Source organism: Haladaptatus sp. CMAA 1909 (assembly GCF_043952005.1).
GTDB lineage: Archaea > Halobacteriota > Halobacteria > Halobacteriales > Haladaptataceae > Haladaptatus.
The window spans coordinates 160,544-179,252 of sequence record NZ_JBIOAV010000005.1 but is presented as its reverse complement, the minus strand read 5'-3'; the positions used below and the strand labels follow the sequence as shown (position 1 = coordinate 179,252).

Here is an 18,709-nt window from a genome sequence, read left to right as displayed (position 1 = left end):
ATCAGTCGGTCTATTCGCTGCATATGCAAGGCCCTCATCTGTGATCGTTACTATCCAACAGAATTTTCCCAGGATATATATGAAAACAAAATCAACGGACCCTATTTGTTACTAACAATGTCAATATACAATTGCATCTGGTGCTGGAAGTCACGTTTAAACGGAAGTAAGAGAATAGCAGCGTTTTCGGGCATCGGTAAATGAGAAACGTGAGTCGACGAGATCGTGGTTTTCGAGTCGCGTGAGTGCGTAGCGAACCGTACGTGCTGGGAGCAGGGTTTCATCGGTGAGTTCAGATTGTGTGAGCGCATCGTCGTTGTATTCAAGTACTTTCGCAACCAGTTTTGCACTTGGTGGAAGTTCGGAAAGCACGTCTGTCGATGGGTTTGTTTCTGGATCGGTTGTGTGGTCTGGAGCTTGTACACGTTGTTGCATTTGATGACAAATGTAGGTAGTAACTGAAGACACCGTTGATATGGCAGAGACGCCTGTCGGATTGGAACTGATTATCTATCTCATTATTAATTTACTTTACGCGTCACCACGGTCTAGCTTAAATGAGAAAATGTTCATAGCCAAACAGACGCTATTAGAAGAGAAGTATCTCTAACGAACAAGAGGTGGATTGGGTGAGAAGATTACGTCGTAGGGTTCTTCAAGGCGATATTTTACTTCGACACTAACCGAAACTTCGATTGGGGCTCCTTTTAGGACTTCCAGAGACGTCAGTATCCATCGTCGATGCCTGACCCACCCTCAAATGACGAAAACGCGAGCCAGAGTCAGTTACGACCAAGCACACACTACCGACGGTCAGATCCTCAGCGGCGGCACCAGCAGTGGCATTCTGTCGCGCTGTGTCGACTGCATCCCCAATTGCGGTCTGCTGAAGATTTCGTTGGGTTGCTGTTTGGAACGTAAATGCAACCTCGTTGATTTCCACGCCAGTGTCTTAGATCAACAATAACTAATTAATTAATAGTGATCCACAAATAAAAGTCCCGTGGGCTGCATTCACCTGGAATCGTTAGCACACAAATGATACATAAAATCGACTGCTCGACCTCATCGTGAGTCGAGATCCCCGCGTTTGAGTGGGTCAGCCGTGCGCCAGTAGTAGTCGAAGGTGTCACGAGCCCACGAGCGAACAGCGTCGTCGTCAGTGTCGAGCGATGCCTGAAGGACGCCGCTATCGTCACGGAGTATTACATGGACGACATCATCTACCGTGGTGACAGCGATCGGGATGTCCTCCGTGCGGACACGGAGGGCCGCATCCTCTGCGTCGAGGAGGTCCACGAGATAACCAGTAAGCGTCGCATCGTCGGCAAGTGCTTCGACTGCGTCCTCGGAGAAGACACCACGGAACGTTTGCTCGCCCGCGGTAACACGTTCGTGAACGGCCGCCAGGCTCTGGTGATTAAACGCATGCGAGAAGACGGTGACATCCGAGCCGACCCCGAGGAGGTCGACAACTCGGCTCACGGGTGCATCCGGTCGCGTCTGGCTCGGCGTGACGACCGTCGCGTCTGCGAGGTGACGAAGGTCAAAATCCATCGCGTGTGTCGGCAAGTATTCGACGATTCCTCGCAGCTCCCTTTCTGTCTCTATAATCTGGAGGAGGTCCGACATGCCGCTCGCAACGAGGCGGCCAGTTCCCGTCGCAACGTACTCCGCGCCGAGTTGGCGTACCCACGACCGCTCTTGGAAATCGGTAAGGATGCGACCAAGCGTTGCCTGCGACGCGTCCGTCTCGGCGGCGAGCTCATTGCGCGTCTGGTGATCTTCGGCGAGGAGGCGAAGGACGTCGACGCGATTCGGCGAGCGGACGAGGAACTCGACTTCCTCCAGCGTGGATTCCATGCCCCATGTCTGGCCCCTCCCAGTAAATTGCTTTCCCACCGTGAAACGATTGCACCCCCTGTCCGGACTCCGTCCCGGCGCACTACCTTCTTCACGTGAAATATTTTCTAAAAGAAACTATCCCCATGGCCGATCTACTAACAAGTAGAATGACCTCGATACCTCACAGATATACTGTACCACGGGATGAAGTCAGCCCGAGTCGACAAGTCGCCACCGCGACCGCCTCAACGGTGATTCGCTAGTGGTCTCGAGACGTACCGCTGTGTCCTTCCTCGCCGCTAGCCTCTTCTTCGGCGGGACGTTCGTTAGCGCGAAATATGGTCTCCAGTACTTTCCGCCGCTGCTGTTTGTGTCTCTTCGCTTCGACATCGGTACAGTCTTGCTCGGTGCGTACGTTCTCGCCACCCGCTCGGTCGACGATCTCGTGCCGCGCACACGTAGCGACGCCGCTGCCATTCTCGCCGCCGGCGTGGCATCTATCGCGCTTACGAATGCCTTCCTCTTTGTCGGCCAGCAATACGCTACGAGCGCTATCGGTGCCGTCATCTTCAGCCTCAACCCCATCCTCACGCCGGTCTTCGCCGCGTTCCTTCTCGACGAGGAACGTCTCTCCCGGCGTACCGCCGTCGGCATGACCTTCGGTCTCCTCGGTGTCGGTCTCGTCGTCCATCCCACGCCTGCAACCGTCTTTCACGGCGGCGTCGGCAAATTCCTTCTCCTCGGCGGCGCCGCTAGCTGCGGGCTCGGCAGTGTTCTCATCCAGCGCGCCGACGCTAATCTCGACAGCACTGCCCGAACCGCCTGGGCACTCCCCCTAGGTGCGTTCCTCAGCCACAGTCTCGCCTACGCTATGGGTGAACGCCTCGCGGCCGTCACGTGGACTCTCGCCGGCAACGTCGCTCTCGTCTACGTTGGCGTTTTCGCAGGTGCAGGCGCCTTCATTGCCTACTTCGCGCTCCTTGATGACACCGGCCCCATCCGCGCCAACCTCGTTTATTACGTCATTCCCCTCGTTGCTACCGTCGGCGGTGCCGTCCTCCTTGACGAACAGGTCTCTGTCTATACGGTCGCTGGCTTCCTCGTCGTCTTCGTCGGCTTCGCCGTTATCGGCAGCGAAGAACTTGACCTCCGCCAGCACGTCCCTTTCTTCAAAATCGAATGGACCAACACCGACGAAGGAATGACCCAGCTAGGCTCTAACGCCGATTGAACACTCATACGATTTGGGTATACTATCACGTGGATCTCTTGGGGCGTGGCTGGGAGGCAACCAGACAGGTGTTCGAACGGGTGAGAACGGCGGTCACTGATTTCAGTGACGATGAACTCATGCATGACAAAAATCTTTCCCGATACGCCTACTAGACCCTTGGCGCGTATCGTGGCCCGTCACTCTACCTCTACACCGGATTTGGCGATGCAATTCGGAATCGAGAGCACCTCGAGCATGTGTTCACTGCTGACGAGCAGGATGGGGTCGTTCCGGCAGGTGTTCGCTACTAAAACCAATCGCGACAGACCCTCCACAACGAATAGACTGGATCAAAAGCTTTGTACTGAATATTGCACTGTTTGTTTAGGACAATAAAGTATAATAGCCACCCCGAGAGTATGTTAATGAGTAGCAATGCTGTCGTGTAGAAATCAGTTGCTCAACCGGACGTCGCTACCGGGTGCACAGCAACTCGTTAGCAACGAAGAATCCCAGGTGCAAGCAGAAATAGACGCCTTCGAAGACTTTCTTGACCGGCTCAAGGAGATTCCACCTCATCCGTATCAAACAGACGATGGTTCACTGTATGGCACAGTACAATCTCCATCGGACACCTCACACACATTCTCGAGTGCGGTTCAGGATGCCTATCGTGAAACGGTCCTTGCAGTAGACCATTGGAAAAAGGAATATGGTGAGAAGACCACCCTGGAGAGCATTAAAAATGAATTCAAGCCCGAAGTAGCAGCCGGCTTGGCAGGCGGGTCAGCGATGTGGTCACAACCGTTGTGGAACCAACTCAAAAGTTCGAGTGAGGAGGCTATCGAAACTCGTCAGAGATCATACTCGGCGATAACAGAAGAACAACAGCAACTCAAGAACCTCCACAGTTCGCTTACTGACATCTGTAAGGAGCTAGCTGCAATCGAACGGCGTGAGTTCACATTCAATGAGTGCAGCGATCGATTGACGTCGATACAACAGCAGTTGGATGAGCTGACACACGAACAGCAATCGTATTTGCATCAGCGTAAACGATTAAATCCAGAATTGTTCACAACGTATGTCTATGCCAACCTCGACACTAAGTATCCTGGATTGGCAGCGATCGCAACAATCCGCCAACTACTCGATCGTATTGAGCTTCGCCATTGGGCGGGAACGTATTAACCGTTGATCCAGAGTGGCGAATCTGTCGTAGCCAATTGATCCTGCGATCATGGCTGCGACCAAACTCCTAGCAATTAGTGGCGGTCATGAGAGAATTCACCAAGGTACCACGAGCAAAGCGAGCGTCCATACGACGAAACCCCACCTCACTACATTGCAAACCGGGAGGCGTTACTGTGACTGTGAACGGTGGTCGTCAAGCTTGGTCGCAATATCATGCAATAGGTGTTCAAGTTGAGACCGTTCGCTTTGCCACCAATTCGTTGAATGATGATACTCGGCGAGGACCGCCTGCATGGCCTCCAGTTGGCTGATGGAAAATGTGACGCGCCCAGCGTCAAGCGTTTCGAATGCTTGGAAGATCTCGAGCGGTGGTGGATCAACAATTGGGTCTTCCGCAGTCGTTTCCCGGTCAATATGGTGGAGCAACACGTGGTGGAGTGTCCAGTGCTCTTCAGGAGGGAGGTATAGGGCGATCGACTGTGACTGAGAGGACCGTGATTCAGTGGACATAGCAACTGTATTGGGGAATTAGGTGTACGGGTCAACACTTTATAAACATTTGTGCAATGGTAGCATACTGCTCGACCGATGACCGGGAGGCGCGAATATGATTCTCCACTTGGATCGGGTTGTAAATCACGAAGGAAGGTTATGTGCGCTTATAGTGAACAAAGTGCTATCATATACTGTCCGGCCGGAGCAAGAGTGCAACTTTCGAAGCGTCTGGATTAGCAAATAGATCGATGAATATTCTCCATATAAGTTGATATGCCCGAATGTGGGAACTCCCCTCACTCGGCGGTGCATTTGTAAGTGCATCAAGCAAATCCCTCGTACGTCGTCTGAATACCGATCACCGATTCAAAACCATCGATACACCTCTGACATGAACTACCGATGTGATCTCATGGGACAAGAGGAACGTTCGCCTCGCTATTGTCTCGATCATGCAGGAGCAGCACACGGCGTGACAAGGTGGGTGAGGCATCGGCGCCACGCCGTATACTGAGTAACAACGGCCGCAATCCTCAATTCAAAGGCCACATATAAAAATATTAGCTAATTGGAAGGAAGCGAAACAAAACGTAGGCACACACTGTGAGTACCCACGACAAGAAGTTCTAGCGTACACAAGACCACCCGGCACATCCGCCGTGAGCACTGCTGTTTCACTCCTCGTTATCGAAAGTCCGTAGAGAATGTCTATTTGGGAATATAGGTTCGATATTCGCTATCTCTTTCTAATAGGTGACCGGAGAGAGTTCATTTGATTTCCATCCCATGGGCATCCTACTGTCGCGAGACGAGTGAAGCTTCATACTCGGCTAAACAGACACCAGTGATGAACGCAACCACAGCCCCTACTCCCATCGCTGGCCAACGAGCAAGTCCGGCCGCGAGCGCTATCTGAAGCGTCATTTGCGCAAGTACAATTCCTACTAAGCAAATTCCACGTCGAATCAAATGTCTGCTAGAAAAGAGCTGGAACGAGGCTGTCTTTGTTATTTAGAGTCGTAATCCGTGAGTCTGAGTTTCTCATCAACCTCATAGAGATGACCCCGCATGTAAAGCCGCTCAACGATATCCTCGGCAGCTGGTCGATCCAGATCTTCTTCTTCTTTCAAAATCGTATAGGCGTGTTCGTATGAGAGCTCATTTTCATCCGGAAGTTCTTTCGCGAGCGCGTCAAGGGCGTCTTGCGCAAGTGGGGTGAGTGGCGATTTCCCATTTGGAACCATTCGTACTCTCCATTTCACGAGCCCATAGGTAAATCCTCGGTCAAAATTCCAGCGAACCGGAGCAGAAGTTTTTCAGTTGGTACATCGGTCGGTTGACAGCGTATCCGACCCTCCGTCGACGAGACCACTGCCAATGGAAACGGCCACTGGTTATGGTCATACCACGCAATAGAAACCGGCACAAAGTCGTAATTCAAGGTCATTATGTTTGATCAGCAGGACACTGATCCGGCAACTGTCTATTTCTAATCTTACCGAGAAACAGGATTGTTTGGATACTGTGAATCTTATCCAAAGTCACGAGTATCGGACTTCACTCTCTCGAATTGAGTTGTGTAGTTGACCGGCTATACAGACGAAATTCTGATCGGGAAAATGACTCTATACGCTCAAATATGGACTGGTCGGCTCCACGCGTCGTGGGTAGACAATCTAGATCTCTGTCATAGTCTTGAATATATCTCACACTACTATAGTTGTCAGAGACCGCACCAATTGCTCAATTATCAGAGCCTATTCGAAGAGAACCTAAATTGGTCAGGGCTCTCTTCCATGATAATTAAACAGTTGAATCTGTCACATCAATCGATTTATTTCAGTTGCGTCTGTTGTATCAAATGTCCTGAAGAGGACAGATACGTTTGTCAATAGAATGGCTGAGAAGCTATTCAACGCTGATGTGAAACTGCGGTACTCTCCACTCACCTCACATCGATTTGTGCCAGACATTACCGAGGAGAACAACGTGACGAATTTGCTCTCATGGTTAGTTTCGAGAAGAGGGATTTCGATGTCTGCCACAGGACATACTTAAAAATTCGGTTAGTAGAGTCAGTGTGGACTACGTTAAAGATGAGATAATAACTATCTCCAAAGAGAACACCGAATCCTAAAAATCCGAAAGCTTCGAACTTCTTGACCCAGGCATGAGACTATCACGCTTTTGCGAACCTAAGTGAGACACATTATTTTACTATAACTATTTTATCACTAATTTTTATTGTTGTTGATAATATAATAGGAGCCGGGAATGTCACAAGACAACCTCACTCAAGATACACGCACCGAGAAATTCGAAGATTCAGCTGGACTGAAGCGCCGCACTATGCTTCAAGGTATTGCTGCACTCGGATTGGGTGCCGGCAGCGTCGGCTCCGTCGGTGCTCAGCAAAACGATGTTGTTGATGCCGATGCGGATGCAGGAGCATCCATCGCGGCTCAGGACAACGGAGAGTACGTTGTTCCCAATACAGGAGGTGGGACGGCCGATGAGCCGGCGTTCACGTTGCTACCCGAGGGGGACACATTCAATGACATCGATGGAGACGGTGAAACGAGTGGACCGGAGGATCTCTCAGCAGATGTTTTCCTCGGTTACGATACAAACAATCTCTACCTTCGGGTGGAGGTTACCGATGATACGCACGCTGGAATCTCTGGTGCGGATATGTGGCAAGCAGACTGCCTCCAATGGGCCGTTGCCAGTAATGACACATACGGTCCGGAATACGGGCTCAGCCATGTCGACGGCGACACTTCGATCCACCGATGGATTCAGGGGAATGAGTCAGCAGGCACCTCCGCAATCGATGCTTCGACTGCGCGGAGTGGAACGACGACAACGTATGAAGCGACAATCCCCTGGAATGCCATGTTCGCCCAGAGCAAGGAACCTGGTGACTCTTTTCCGTTCAGTGTTCTAATAAACGAACGTGACAGTGATGGTTCTCGTGATGCCGTCCTCGGTTGGACGCTCCCAGGGATTAGCACCGATAAATCACCAGCGGGACTTGGAACGCTCGTTTTAGGGTCCGACGATGCACCAAATCCAGTTGTTGGTGACGATGAACCACTGGATCCGGATAGTGACGGGAAGTATGAAGACATCAATGGAGACGGCGAGACAACGTACGATGATGTTTCTGACTTCTTCGAGAACTACGATGGTTCATCTATTCAGGACAATCCGGATGCCTTTGACTTCAACGAAAACGGTCGCCTCGACTACCATGACATCGTCAAATTGTTCAAAGACATCTAACCCGGATTGAGAAAAGCCCCAAACCCCATCACGGGGTCTTGTTGAAGACGCCTTCGAACTATACTTCTGAATCAAAGTACGCAAATAGACAGTAACCACAACACATCGAATTTGGATATTCCTCGGAGGAGATAGGGCAAGCTCGGTGGAGGTTCTGAACAAATCTCCGTCATCACCTCAGTTGCTATGGTGGTCCATCTCTGTCATCGGTTCGTCCGTATCACTCGACGAATTCGATATGGATGATTTCGACTCCTCAGAATCAGTTTCGTCTGATTCACCTTTCATTTCTTTGAGTTCTTGTTCCATCTTTTCGCGACCTTTCTTGAATTCTCCTTGTGCCTGACCTGTCGAACGAGCCAATTTTGGGAGCTTATTGGCTCCGAAGAGGAATATGAATATTACAACGATAATCAACATCTCTGGTCCTCCAGGAAGTGCGAATAAGGGATTCAGACCGATCATTTCGATATTGTCTTCATATTGTTTAACCATAAGTTTTTCTATGGCCTAGATGCATTCTCATTCAAATGGACATCGCCACCCACACAATGTTGTCAATCATGGTGACGGATAGATAGTATAAGTCTATTTTCGTTAATCGCGATATTATTTCGCAGTCGAAACAGTGTAAATCCCGTTATCAGATCCATCTCGAAAACTTAAAATTGCATAATTATATTGGGAGAGAAGTTCCCTGTTTAAACATATATCCTCAGAGGACGACAGATAGTGACAAGAATACACGAAAAATGGAGCTTTTTGTGAATAATTTGCCGAGAAAACAATCAATGGCCGTTTAATCGCTTGTTCATAATTACAGAATCCATGCTTCTCGTCTAGTAGAATACTTTTAGTGGATAATTGGAAACTGAACCCTCTTTTTTGTTATTATCGTCTACATTCGGTATGGGATTAAGGGAGCCATTACAGACATAGTTTTGTAACCGTGCTCAATCAATACACATCGGAGTATTATGGAATATAAGAATCTTCTTTCCTTGGTTCTGTATTTCCAGCGACTAATTATGTGTACACTTCCATCGATTCTCCCACCAGCACCCCCGGAATTTTAAGAAGATGCATGACAATTAGGTGACGGCACTCTAACTGAAGTGAAGGACTACCAACCACTCAACCCAAACCTAGACCAAGTACTGTCAGAATCATCCGGTATGAAATTGCCACTACCCAGTGACAGTGCAACTCAAACACATCTCTATCAACCGGATGGGGAGTTGTAACGTGCTTGCATCCGTACCTCGCATACTACTGCACTTTTATTGACCATTCCTCAACCAACCGAATTTTTCAAGAAAAAGTGACTACTCCTCCGTAAATAGTTCTGTATCTAGAACGAAATAAATCTTATATGGTTTGCTAATAATAATTGCATAGATCGCACACCTAATGGGCGGACAGACACACGACTGCGATCAATAGAGTTCAGTATCAATGAGACATAACCACACAGAACAACACGCGACTACGGATACGAACGACACACCACTAGCAGTAAGACGGCGATCAGTACTTCAGTCTTTAGCAGCGCTCAGCCTAGGCACCGGTGCTCTCGGTACAGTAACTGCTGAACAAGACAGTGGCCAGTTCGTCTCGCTGTTCGACGGCGGCTCGCTCGAAGACTCCTACTGGCACCAGGTCGAAGGAGAAGCAGAATACTCGACCCAAAATAACACGATTATCGGCTCGTCAGTACAGGGGAGCCCCAACAGCTTCCTGACTTATTATCAGGTTTTTGATGACTTTGAGCTCAAACTAGAGGTCAAGCTTGACCCGGATGGTCTGAACTCTGGAGTTCAAGTTCGCAGCAACTTGAGTCAAGAGATGTCATCGGTTCACGGTCCTCAAGTCGAGATCGAGCTGTCGGGGGACGGAACTCAACAGATTCCACCCGGAGAAGCCGGATACGTGTATGGCGAAGGGCTTGGCTTAGGCTGGCTTAGCAAGGATCGTCCTTTAGATGGCGCTTTCGACAATGACGGCTGGAACGACTTCCGGATTCGTGTCGAGGGCGATAGTCTCCAGACATGGATCAACGGCGAGCCGATCGAGGAGGATCTCGATCTCAGCCAGTTCGACGATGACCACTTGGTTCCGTGGGGGATTATCGGCCTCCAAGTCCACTCCATCAATGACACCGGGCGTACGGTCCGCTGGCGGAATATCCAGATCAAGGAACTTGACACCGAGGAATGGACACCGCTATTCACCGGCCAGAATACAGACGAATGGACCAGCTCTTCCAGCGAGGGCAACGTCACCGTCTCCGACGGCGTCCTTGAGTTGAGCGGCGATGAATCGTTTTTCGTCCGGACAAACGAAACGTACGACGATTTTATCTTCGAGACGTGGATCAAGGCTGACACTCAAGGCGGAATTCTGTTCCGCAATTCAAGTGAGGACCAAGCCGATGGCTACCGTGCGGATATCGATCCGACCGACAGTAACTCATCTGGAAGTGTTTATGACTCTGATGCCGGCGAGTACCTGAAGGACACCTCGGGGAGTGAATACGCGGAAATGGCGTTCAAGCCTGACCAATGGAACTACTACCGCGTGAAGGCAGAAGACGACGAGATTCGAGTATGGGTCAACGGGATCACGATGGCAACCCTCACCAACGGCGCTCATTCCTCGGGATATCTTGGGTTCCAACACCTTGGCGGCGACGGCAGCATTCAAATCAAGGACGCATCGTTCAAACCGGTCGAGAACGAGGGCGGTGAGGGCGGAACTGTCTCGTACGTAAAGAGGACGTTAGACGACGGGATGAACAACTTGATTGATTTGTCCGTTGCTCCTGACGGGCGTGTCTTCTATATCACACGGGGTGCAGACTTCAGGAGTTCGGTGGGCGGTACTGCTGAAATCGGGGTGATTACCCCAGAAGCAGATGAAACTACTATCGCACTCGAACTGGATATCTTCTCCGGAAACGGCTTAGAAGACGGAGGACAGGGTATTGAAGTCGATCCAAACTTCGATGAGAACGGCTATGTGTATATCTATTACTCTCCTCCAAACGAGGAAGTTGCTGAGAACGACGAAGAACTGGAGTACCTCAACGAAGCGGGGCAAAGTGGCGATGACGTTGCCCGCCCCCCGAGCGAATCACTTGGGAGCCCGTACAATCAGCTCTCACGCTTTACTGTGAGCGATAACACGATCGACCCGGACTCGGAATCCAAACTCCTTCAGGTTCCTGTTCAGCGCGATATGTGCTGTCACGTTGGTGGCGACATTCAGTTCGGACCCGACGGTGAAAATCTCTATCTCACTACTGGAGACAATACCTACTCACGGGCGAGTACCGACAATGGGTACGCACCGCTGGATGAACGAGAGGATAGAGAGTATTTCGATGCCCAGCGGACGTCGGCTAACACCGCTGATCTTCGAGGGAAGATTCTCCGAATCACCCCACAGGACGACGGGTCGTACACTATTCCGGAAGGGAATCTGAAACAGTGGTGGGAGAACGAAACCGGAGAGTCCTACACAGATGAGCAAATCTTACCCGAGATATACGTGATGGGTGTGCGCAATCCCTATCAAGCGGGCGTGGACTTGAAAACTGGCACGCTCTTCTGGGGAGATTACTCGGCTGATTCGGGTAGCTGGAGTGATACGCGGGGGCCCCCCGGCTTCAACGAATTCAACAGAGCAACGAGGGCCGGAAATTATGGTTGGCCCCTCTTCACAGGTCCATTCCCTTTCTACGATTACGACTACGAGACTCAATCGTCCGGGGACTTGTTTGATGCCTCCGCGCCAATTAACGACTCCCCTCACAGTGCGGGACTCGAACAACTTCCACCGGCGGAAGATCCGCTAATCTGGTATCCGGGGAGTTGGAATCAGGCTCTACAAGGCGTCCCCGACGACTACGATATGCATTCCGAAGCACCCTTCCCTTCGATCGAAGGAGGGGCGCCAATCGGAGGACCCCTCTTTCGCTACCAGGACAGCTTTACCGACCAGGGAATCCCCCAGTCCCACGATGGTGATCTTTTCATCGCAGAATGGAGTCAGAATTGGATCAAAACGGTCTCGTTCGAAGGAAATGTTGCGGACAGTGCGATCGCGGAGATCAGTCCGTTCGCCTCGAATCTTCAGTTCGATGCGCCCATCGACTTAGAGGTTGGGCCAAAGGGGATGTTGTACGTTGCAGAATACGGTGGTCGGTATGGCGAAGCCAATTCCAAGGTTTCACGTATTGAGCGTCGAACGGTCGAGTTGCTCTCAGCGCCGTTCGGGTACGACGCTGGCGGTAACGAAGTTGACGGGACCGTCAGCATAAACGACGTCGAATTTGTCGATTCATCTCCGTCCGTAGAAGTCACCGGCAACGGACTGAGTACATATGCAACCAGCGACTCTATCGACGGTACTGACGATGATGCGCTGTACCAAAGCGAGCAGGTAGCCAGCCAAGACGAGAGTACCCTCTCCTATAACATCGCCGTAGAAAACGGCACGTATGACCTCACGCTACATTTTGCAGAAGTCTACTGGAAGGAGTCGGGAAGCGGTAACGGTACGCTGGATAACGCCGAAGGCAAACGCGTCCTCAACGTCTCCATCGAGGGAGAAACTGTCTTCGAGGGTCTCGATATTTACGCAGAAGTCGGCCACGACGTCGCTCTCACGAAGACGATCAGAAACGTAGAGGTCGCTGATAACAATCTCACGATCAGCGTGACGGCGACGAGCGGTGATCCGAAGATCAGCGGCTTTGAAATTCAACCCACAGAAGACACTAACTTGGCGCTGAATCAGCCAGTGAAAGCGTCCTCGGTCGAGACAGATACCGACAGAGTGGCAGCCAAAGCTGTCGATGGGAATATGGACACTCGTTGGGGAAGCAAATACGACGCACCGGAGTGGATTCGAGTCGATCTTGGGTTGGAAATGTCGGTTAATGAAGTGATCCTAGAGTGGGAGGCAGCCTACGCGACCGAATACGAGATTCAAGTCTCAAACGACGACACTAACTGGACTACCGTCTACACGGAGACGAACGGTGATGGGAATCAGGATGTTATCACGTTCGAACCCACCACCGCCCGCTATGTCCGCGTCTACGGACAGACTCGAGCACTACCGCAGTACGGGTTCTCGCTGTACGAATTTGCGGTGATTGGCAGCAATAGTGAAGACGACGGTCAAGTCATCGAAGGTGGAACAACGATCGAGTTGGGTGGCGAAACGTCAGGTTGGAAAGGACGGGCTCCCAGTTCGATCGAGGAGGCCAAAAACCCCACACTCAGGTTGCAGGCAAACGAAACCTACCAAATCACCTGGGAGAACCTTGATGGCGTTCTTCACGATATCAACATCCTCAACGCTCAAGGCAACGAAATTGTGGGGACTGAAACCATGAGCACAGAAGGCGAAACGCAGACTCTCGAGTTTACCGCCACCACCGAGATGACTGCCTACAACTGTTCGGTCCATCCCAATCTAATGCATGGAGAAATCGTTGTCGAAGAAGACGACAGTGACGGACTACCACCCGTCGTCGGTGACTCATCGCCGACAGATCCCGATGGCGATGGCCATTACGAGGACATCAATGGTGACGGCGAGGCTAACTATGCCGACGTGGTCGACCTATTCGATAACATGGAAGAAGACGCGGTGCAGGACAACGCCGAGGCGTTCGACTTCAACGAGAACGGACGGTTGGACTTCGACGACATCGTTGCGTTGTTCAATTCTCTCTAACCTTCTTTCTACTTATCCTCAATTTCTGATTTGATTTGTGTCAACAGATCGATTCTATCGACGATGGTAATAACCGGTGAATGTGAGCAACCATTGGTCGTCGTTCACCTATGTTAACGGAGCTATCTAAATCAACGATCGGTATCATAGCTGTCGCAATCTCTCCGATGAAGCCCGCTGGTTCGAATCCATATTTTAGAGAATTCATCGTAGACGATGCGGCAGAAGACATACGGCGAGACGCCCAGAATCTGTTCAGTCGAGAAACCGATTCAACGGCATCAGCACGCTTGAATAGCCAACCGGAATGAACCGATACTAAGCAAGGGTATCACAGCCAAATAAAAGCGCTTTCGAAACGAGGACTTGCTTACCAAGGGATGTATACGACACTGCCGAGAATCCACGGCTAAATCGGCATGTGACTGTAATCGCTGCACAGTATCTGTCTGTTCATTCGATCAAACAGCCCAAGGAGACCAGTGCGAGTAGGTCTGGTCACCTTTTCAGGGGTGTCACATAGAGTTGAAGAGCTCTATGATGTCATCGAAGTCCAGTTGTCCATTCTGATTGAAGTCGAACGCTTCGGGATTGTTTTGGACTGCCGAGCCCTCGAAGCTATCGAACAGTGCCACCACATCGTTGTACGTGACTTCTCCATCGCCGTCGACGTCCTCATAGAGGCCGTCACCGTCGGGATCAGTCGGGCGCGAATCGCCAACGATTGCTGGCGGTCGATCGTCACCGCCGCTGTCGCTTTCTTCGACGGTAACTGTGCCACGCATCCGTGTGGGATGGGCTGAACAGTAGTACTCCGCCATCTCGGGCGAGGCAGTGAACTCGATCGTTGCCGTACCTCCTTTTTCAGTGACGAACTCCGTCGAGACGAGGGAATCGCCATTGTCGTCGAGGATGTGGAGGTCGTGCGGTGCACCATCGAGGTTTTCGAAGGTGATCGTGTAGCTCTTACCCTCCACCAATGAAAGCGTCGGGTTCGTCTTTCCATCAATTGAACTTGGTGCCTGACCAACCCAGCCAGACATTTTGCCGCCAAGTTCAAAGGCTTCCCCACTACCGCCATTGTCCTCTCCAGATTGGATTTTGAAGCCACTGAACTTTGAGTTGTCGACCTGTGTGACCGTACTGATCGTAAGAGTGCCGTCAGTAACTTCGACACCTTCAACCGTCTTTGTGAGGGCGACATCGTGTCCAACCTCTGCATAGATGTCGAGTGGTGAATACACGGACTGGCCTTCAACAGAGACATCGAATACTCGATCACCAGGGTTTGTCTGGACGATTTCTGCAAAGTACAGGGTCACATCGTAGGTACCGTTCTCCACAGCAACATCGAATGAGAGGTCCCCTCCATACAGTTCTGTTTGATACAGCAGGTCGTGATTAGTTCCATCGATTGGATCTCCACGCTCGGCTGGCTCTACTGCTTTATCGTTTCCACTCGCATCTGCATCGCCGTAGGCGTGTACTGCTGGACTGTCTTCGACAAAGTCGAGATCATCGATGCTAACAGTTCCATCTTTCAGTTCACCACCGGCATCAAACCCAAACGGTGTCGAGATGGGTTCGATTTCCGCGGGTCGGATTTCAATGCCGCCCATTTTTGAATTTTCGATCGGATCCGAAGTGGTGATTGAGAGGATACCGTCAGTGACTTCGACATTTTCGACCGTCTTTGTGTAGGCTGTTCGGAAGCCGACCTCCTCATACAGGTCGAGGTTCTCGATTACCTGTGTCCCTTGGACCGAGACGTTCATCACACGTGTATCTGGTTCCTGGAAGGCAAGTTCTGCGAGATGCAGCGTCACGTCATAGACGCCGTCCTCGATATGGATGTCATACGAGAGGTTCTCTCCCCACTGTTCGCTTTGATACAGCAGGTCGTACTCCGTTCCATCGATTGGATCTACCGGCGTCGGGACGTTTGGACTGTTGCCCCCCTGATTGAAGACTTGCACAGCTGGCGAATCTCCAACGAACTCCAACCCATCAATGGTAACGTTTCCGTCGGTCAGAGAACCACCGGCGTCATAGCCAAATGGCGCTGAAACCGGTTCGATATCACTCTCTTCGGTGGCCGTGACGTGATACAGTCCCCCATATTCCAGGAGGTAGAGCCCCCCGTTCTTACCCGTGTGAAGCATCATCGGTGCGTTTCCGCTGAGAGGGAAGGGACCAATGCGACTGACTTCACCGTTGGAATCGTAGGAGACCGTTTTGAACCACCCACGTCGTTCCATGATAATGTGAGCTCCGTCATAGGTACCCGGGAGTGCAATGTCGGAGTCGAAACTGTCCTGGATGTTATAGAGCTCACCGATCATGGGCGACCCACCCGTCGGTGGATCAGTTCCTTCTAATGGATACGGAATCTCATCGGGGACATACTCCTCAGCATAAGCCGGGACATTATTGATGAGCTCATTCCAATTATACGGATTGGTGATAGTAGCAGGCTGAGCCGGTGGGAGTTCAGTGAGTCCGTCGTTGTTGGGCGAGTCGTTGATCGGGTTTTCCGGATCAAAGGGCTCGCCAGATTCACCTGTAGCGAAGTCATAGTCTCGGTATGGAACGTTCATGCCCGTGAAGTACGGCCATCCGTAGAAACCCGGCTCATCTACTCGAACCCACTCTGTGATCCCTAATGGTCCACGCTCGGGATCCCAACTACCGGAATCGGGACCGTAGTCTGCGATATAGGGATGGCCAGTTTTCTCGTCAACGGTGAGTGTAAACGGATTTCGGAATCCCATCGCGTAGATTTCGGTTTTGACGAGCCCATCTGCGCGAGCGTCAGCATATTCGTCACTGGTGAAGAGGTTGCCATCAGGAACGGTGTAGCCACCGTCGTCCTTGGGCGTGATCCGGAGTAAACTCCCTCGGAGATCGTTCGTATTCCCAGCCGATCGCTGAGCATCGAAGAATTTTCGGCCATCACGTTCGTCGATAGGAGTGAACCCGCTTGATTCGAACGGATCGGTCCCATCTCCCGTTGTAATCAGGAGATTACCATCGTGGTCGAATTCAAGCGCACCGCCAACGTGACAGCATCGTTCGCGCTGAGCTGGAATTCGGATGATTTCAACCTCCGAGTCTGGGTTGATTGTGTCGCCTTCGACTGTGAATCGGGAGACGAGATCGTACGGTTGAGGCCCATCCATTGCTTCGCTCGGAGATTGTTGGTATGTGTTGAGCGAGTCGACCCCCGCTTGAGTATCGGCAACCACCTCATTCGAAGGATCGTAGAAGAAGTAGATCCAACCGTTCTGTTCAAACTCTGGATCAAAGGCGATTCCTTGGGCACCTTCTTCGACACCAGTGTGGACGTCCTTTTCTAATGCTGTTGTCGTTTCTCCAGAGTCTGGGTTGTAGACACGGACTTTTCCAGTACCGGTTGGATTGTCAGGATAACGATCGAAATTCTGCCCGCGCTGGGTGAAAAAGACGCGTCCATCAGGTGCGACGTCCAATTTCATCGCATTGGTAGCGTCAGCAACCTTGGTTTTAGTCAGGTTGATAGGCTCCGGTGGAGCATTCGATTTCGGTTCGGGATAGACAGGAACCCTGAAGTCGAATTCTTGCTGATCACCGCCAACAGAGAATGATATTGTGGCATTCAGTAAGTACGGGCCGCTATCGGCATTCGGTCGTGTCACCTTCCAAGAGACGGGCTGGGAATCTCCAGCAGCAAGGGTTCCGAAGCTCGTTTCCCCCTGTGCAGAGACCGCTACATCCGAATCAGAGGGAGGGGCGAGTGTGATGTCGCCATCCGCCATCTCAGAGGAGTATTCGTTTGTGATCGATGCTTCCAGCGTAGTCGACACGTTTTCAGCGGTGAGCTGGTCGTCATCAAATGCCACCACAGATTCAGGAGTTGGACCCGACTGGTACCACACGTTTCGGAAACGGACTGGTTGACCGTGGTCTTGAATCTTGATCGGTGCTTGTACCGGATGCTGACTATATTCGAGGACGTCCTTGTAGGCAGTGGGGCCGTTGAGGACGGTTTGGCTCTGAACTAGAATGTTGTTCCAATAAACGGTAACGACACCAGGCGATTCAACGTCGCCGTTGTGGGCAAATCGAGGTGCCTGCCAAATTATATCGTAAGCATTCCAGTTGCCTTTGGGACGGCTCGCATTCACAAGCGGAGGATGTTGGCCGTAAACCGACGCTGCATAACCGTCTGCGTACGTGGGATTTTCGTAATTATTCAGAATCTGAATCTCGTATTGATTTGCCAAGAAAAACCCGCTATTCCCTGGAGTTTGACCACTGCCTGTAACACTCGGTGGAGTTTGCCACTCGACGTGGTAATGGCCATCACCAAAGCCATTTTTGCTCACTATCGGTTGATCACCGACGACAACGTAGTTATCTTTGATTTCCCAACTACTGGAGTTGTCCCAGTCGTCCAAAGAGATCGGCTCATCGTCACCATCGCCTATGAGTACTGTGGCGTCTGCGGGAGGTTCGGGAAATGTGAGTTCACCTGCAGCAACTGCAGGTGGGTGTGGACGGCATGCGTCGCCGACTCGCCACGGAGAATCAGGAAGTTGGGGTGTGTCATTAAATCCGGGACCCTCGCAGGTCTCAGGAAACTGATTACCCATACTGACATCGTGGTCCGCAACGACAGGCGATGTGAATCCGCCAGCCATCGCAAGACCTGTTGCACCCAACACTGATCGGCGTGTAAACTTATGATCGTCGCTCATTTTCGAATGACCAAATGTAGGACTTATTACTCAGTGCATAAGTTTTACTATTAATATTGTATATTTACAAAGAGAATAAATGTGGTGGCACGGGCTACAAGGGACTAATATGGTACAATCGAGGAAGCGATTTTGTTCGTATATTCTGAATAGCATTCTATCCATTTTCCCCGGTGATTTCGGATGATTGATT

9 protein-coding genes are annotated in these 18,709 nt (G+C 51.1%); 4 read left to right on the top strand and 5 right to left on the bottom strand.

The features are described from left to right. Window positions 1–156 precede the first annotated feature (156 nt). Together ACGYLY_RS26765 and ACGYLY_RS26760 are read right to left on the bottom strand one after the other, a co-directional pair. Window positions 157–435 carry a helix-turn-helix transcriptional regulator gene (locus ACGYLY_RS26765; RefSeq protein WP_395285707.1) on the bottom strand — a complete coding sequence of 93 codons (279 nt, stop codon included), beginning with the start codon at window positions 433–435 and terminating at the stop codon, window positions 157–159. 630 nt (window positions 436–1,065) lie between these two features. Continuing rightward, window positions 1,066–1,863, bottom strand: a complete 798-nt coding sequence (locus ACGYLY_RS26760; RefSeq protein ID WP_395285708.1) for a helix-turn-helix transcriptional regulator — start codon at window positions 1,861–1,863, stop codon at window positions 1,066–1,068. 244 nt (window positions 1,864–2,107) lie between these two features. Here ACGYLY_RS26760 and ACGYLY_RS26755 point away from each other — a divergent pair, with 244 nt between their 5' ends. Continuing rightward, window positions 2,108–3,076 carry a DMT family transporter gene (locus ACGYLY_RS26755; RefSeq protein ID WP_395291306.1) on the top strand — a complete coding sequence of 323 codons (969 nt, stop codon included), beginning with the start codon at window positions 2,108–2,110 and terminating at the stop codon, window positions 3,074–3,076. 498 nt (window positions 3,077–3,574) lie between these two features. Further along, window positions 3,575–4,249, top strand: coding sequence for a hypothetical protein (locus ACGYLY_RS26750; RefSeq protein ID WP_395285710.1), 675 nt, complete (start codon window positions 3,575–3,577; stop codon window positions 4,247–4,249). Window positions 4,250–5,754: 1,505 nt separating this feature from the next. Here ACGYLY_RS26750 and ACGYLY_RS26745 read toward each other — a convergent pair. Then, window positions 5,755–5,991 carry a hypothetical protein gene (locus ACGYLY_RS26745; RefSeq protein WP_395285711.1) on the bottom strand — a complete coding sequence of 79 codons (237 nt, stop codon included), beginning with the start codon at window positions 5,989–5,991 and terminating at the stop codon, window positions 5,755–5,757. A gap of 1,030 nt (window positions 5,992–7,021) precedes the next feature. Here ACGYLY_RS26745 and ACGYLY_RS26740 point away from each other — a divergent pair. After that, on the top strand, window positions 7,022–8,032 hold the full coding sequence (locus ACGYLY_RS26740) for a sugar-binding protein (protein WP_395285712.1): 1,011 nt from the start codon (window positions 7,022–7,024) through the stop codon (window positions 8,030–8,032). Window positions 8,033–8,209: 177 nt separating this feature from the next. Here ACGYLY_RS26740 and ACGYLY_RS26735 read toward each other — a convergent pair whose 3' ends face one another. Further along, complete coding sequence (locus tag ACGYLY_RS26735; RefSeq protein ID WP_395285713.1) at window positions 8,210–8,497, bottom strand: twin-arginine translocase TatA/TatE family subunit; 288 nt, start codon at window positions 8,495–8,497, stop codon at window positions 8,210–8,212. Window positions 8,498–9,487: 990 nt separating this feature from the next. Between ACGYLY_RS26735 and ACGYLY_RS26730 the strand changes: the two genes are divergently transcribed. After that, complete coding sequence (locus ACGYLY_RS26730) at window positions 9,488–13,780, top strand: family 16 glycoside hydrolase (protein ID WP_395285714.1); 4,293 nt, start codon at window positions 9,488–9,490, stop codon at window positions 13,778–13,780. A 515-nt stretch (window positions 13,781–14,295) separates the two neighbouring features. Here the strand turns inward: ACGYLY_RS26730 and ACGYLY_RS26725 are convergent. Beyond that, entirely contained in the window at window positions 14,296–18,516 is a 4,221-nt protein-coding gene (locus tag ACGYLY_RS26725) for a malectin domain-containing carbohydrate-binding protein (protein WP_395285715.1), read from the bottom strand. Between the last annotated feature and the right edge of the window lie 193 nt (window positions 18,517–18,709).

Coding starts and splice junctions, on each gene's coding strand:
- ACGYLY_RS26765 (WP_395285707.1), bottom strand. CDS start 435: ATGCAACAACGTGTACAAGCTCCAGACCACACAACCGATCCAGAAACA.
- ACGYLY_RS26760 (WP_395285708.1), bottom strand. CDS start 1,863: ATGGAATCCACGCTGGAGGAAGTCGAGTTCCTCGTCCGCTCGCCGAAT.
- ACGYLY_RS26730 (WP_395285714.1), top strand. CDS start 9,488: ATGAGACATAACCACACAGAACAACACGCGACTACGGATACGAACGAC.
- ACGYLY_RS26745 (WP_395285711.1), bottom strand. CDS start 5,991: ATGGTTCCAAATGGGAAATCGCCACTCACCCCACTTGCGCAAGACGCC.
- ACGYLY_RS26725 (WP_395285715.1), bottom strand. CDS start 18,516: ATGAGCGACGATCATAAGTTTACACGCCGATCAGTGTTGGGTGCAACA.
- ACGYLY_RS26740 (WP_395285712.1), top strand. CDS start 7,022: ATGTCACAAGACAACCTCACTCAAGATACACGCACCGAGAAATTCGAA.
- ACGYLY_RS26735 (WP_395285713.1), bottom strand. CDS start 8,497: ATGATCGGTCTGAATCCCTTATTCGCACTTCCTGGAGGACCAGAGATG.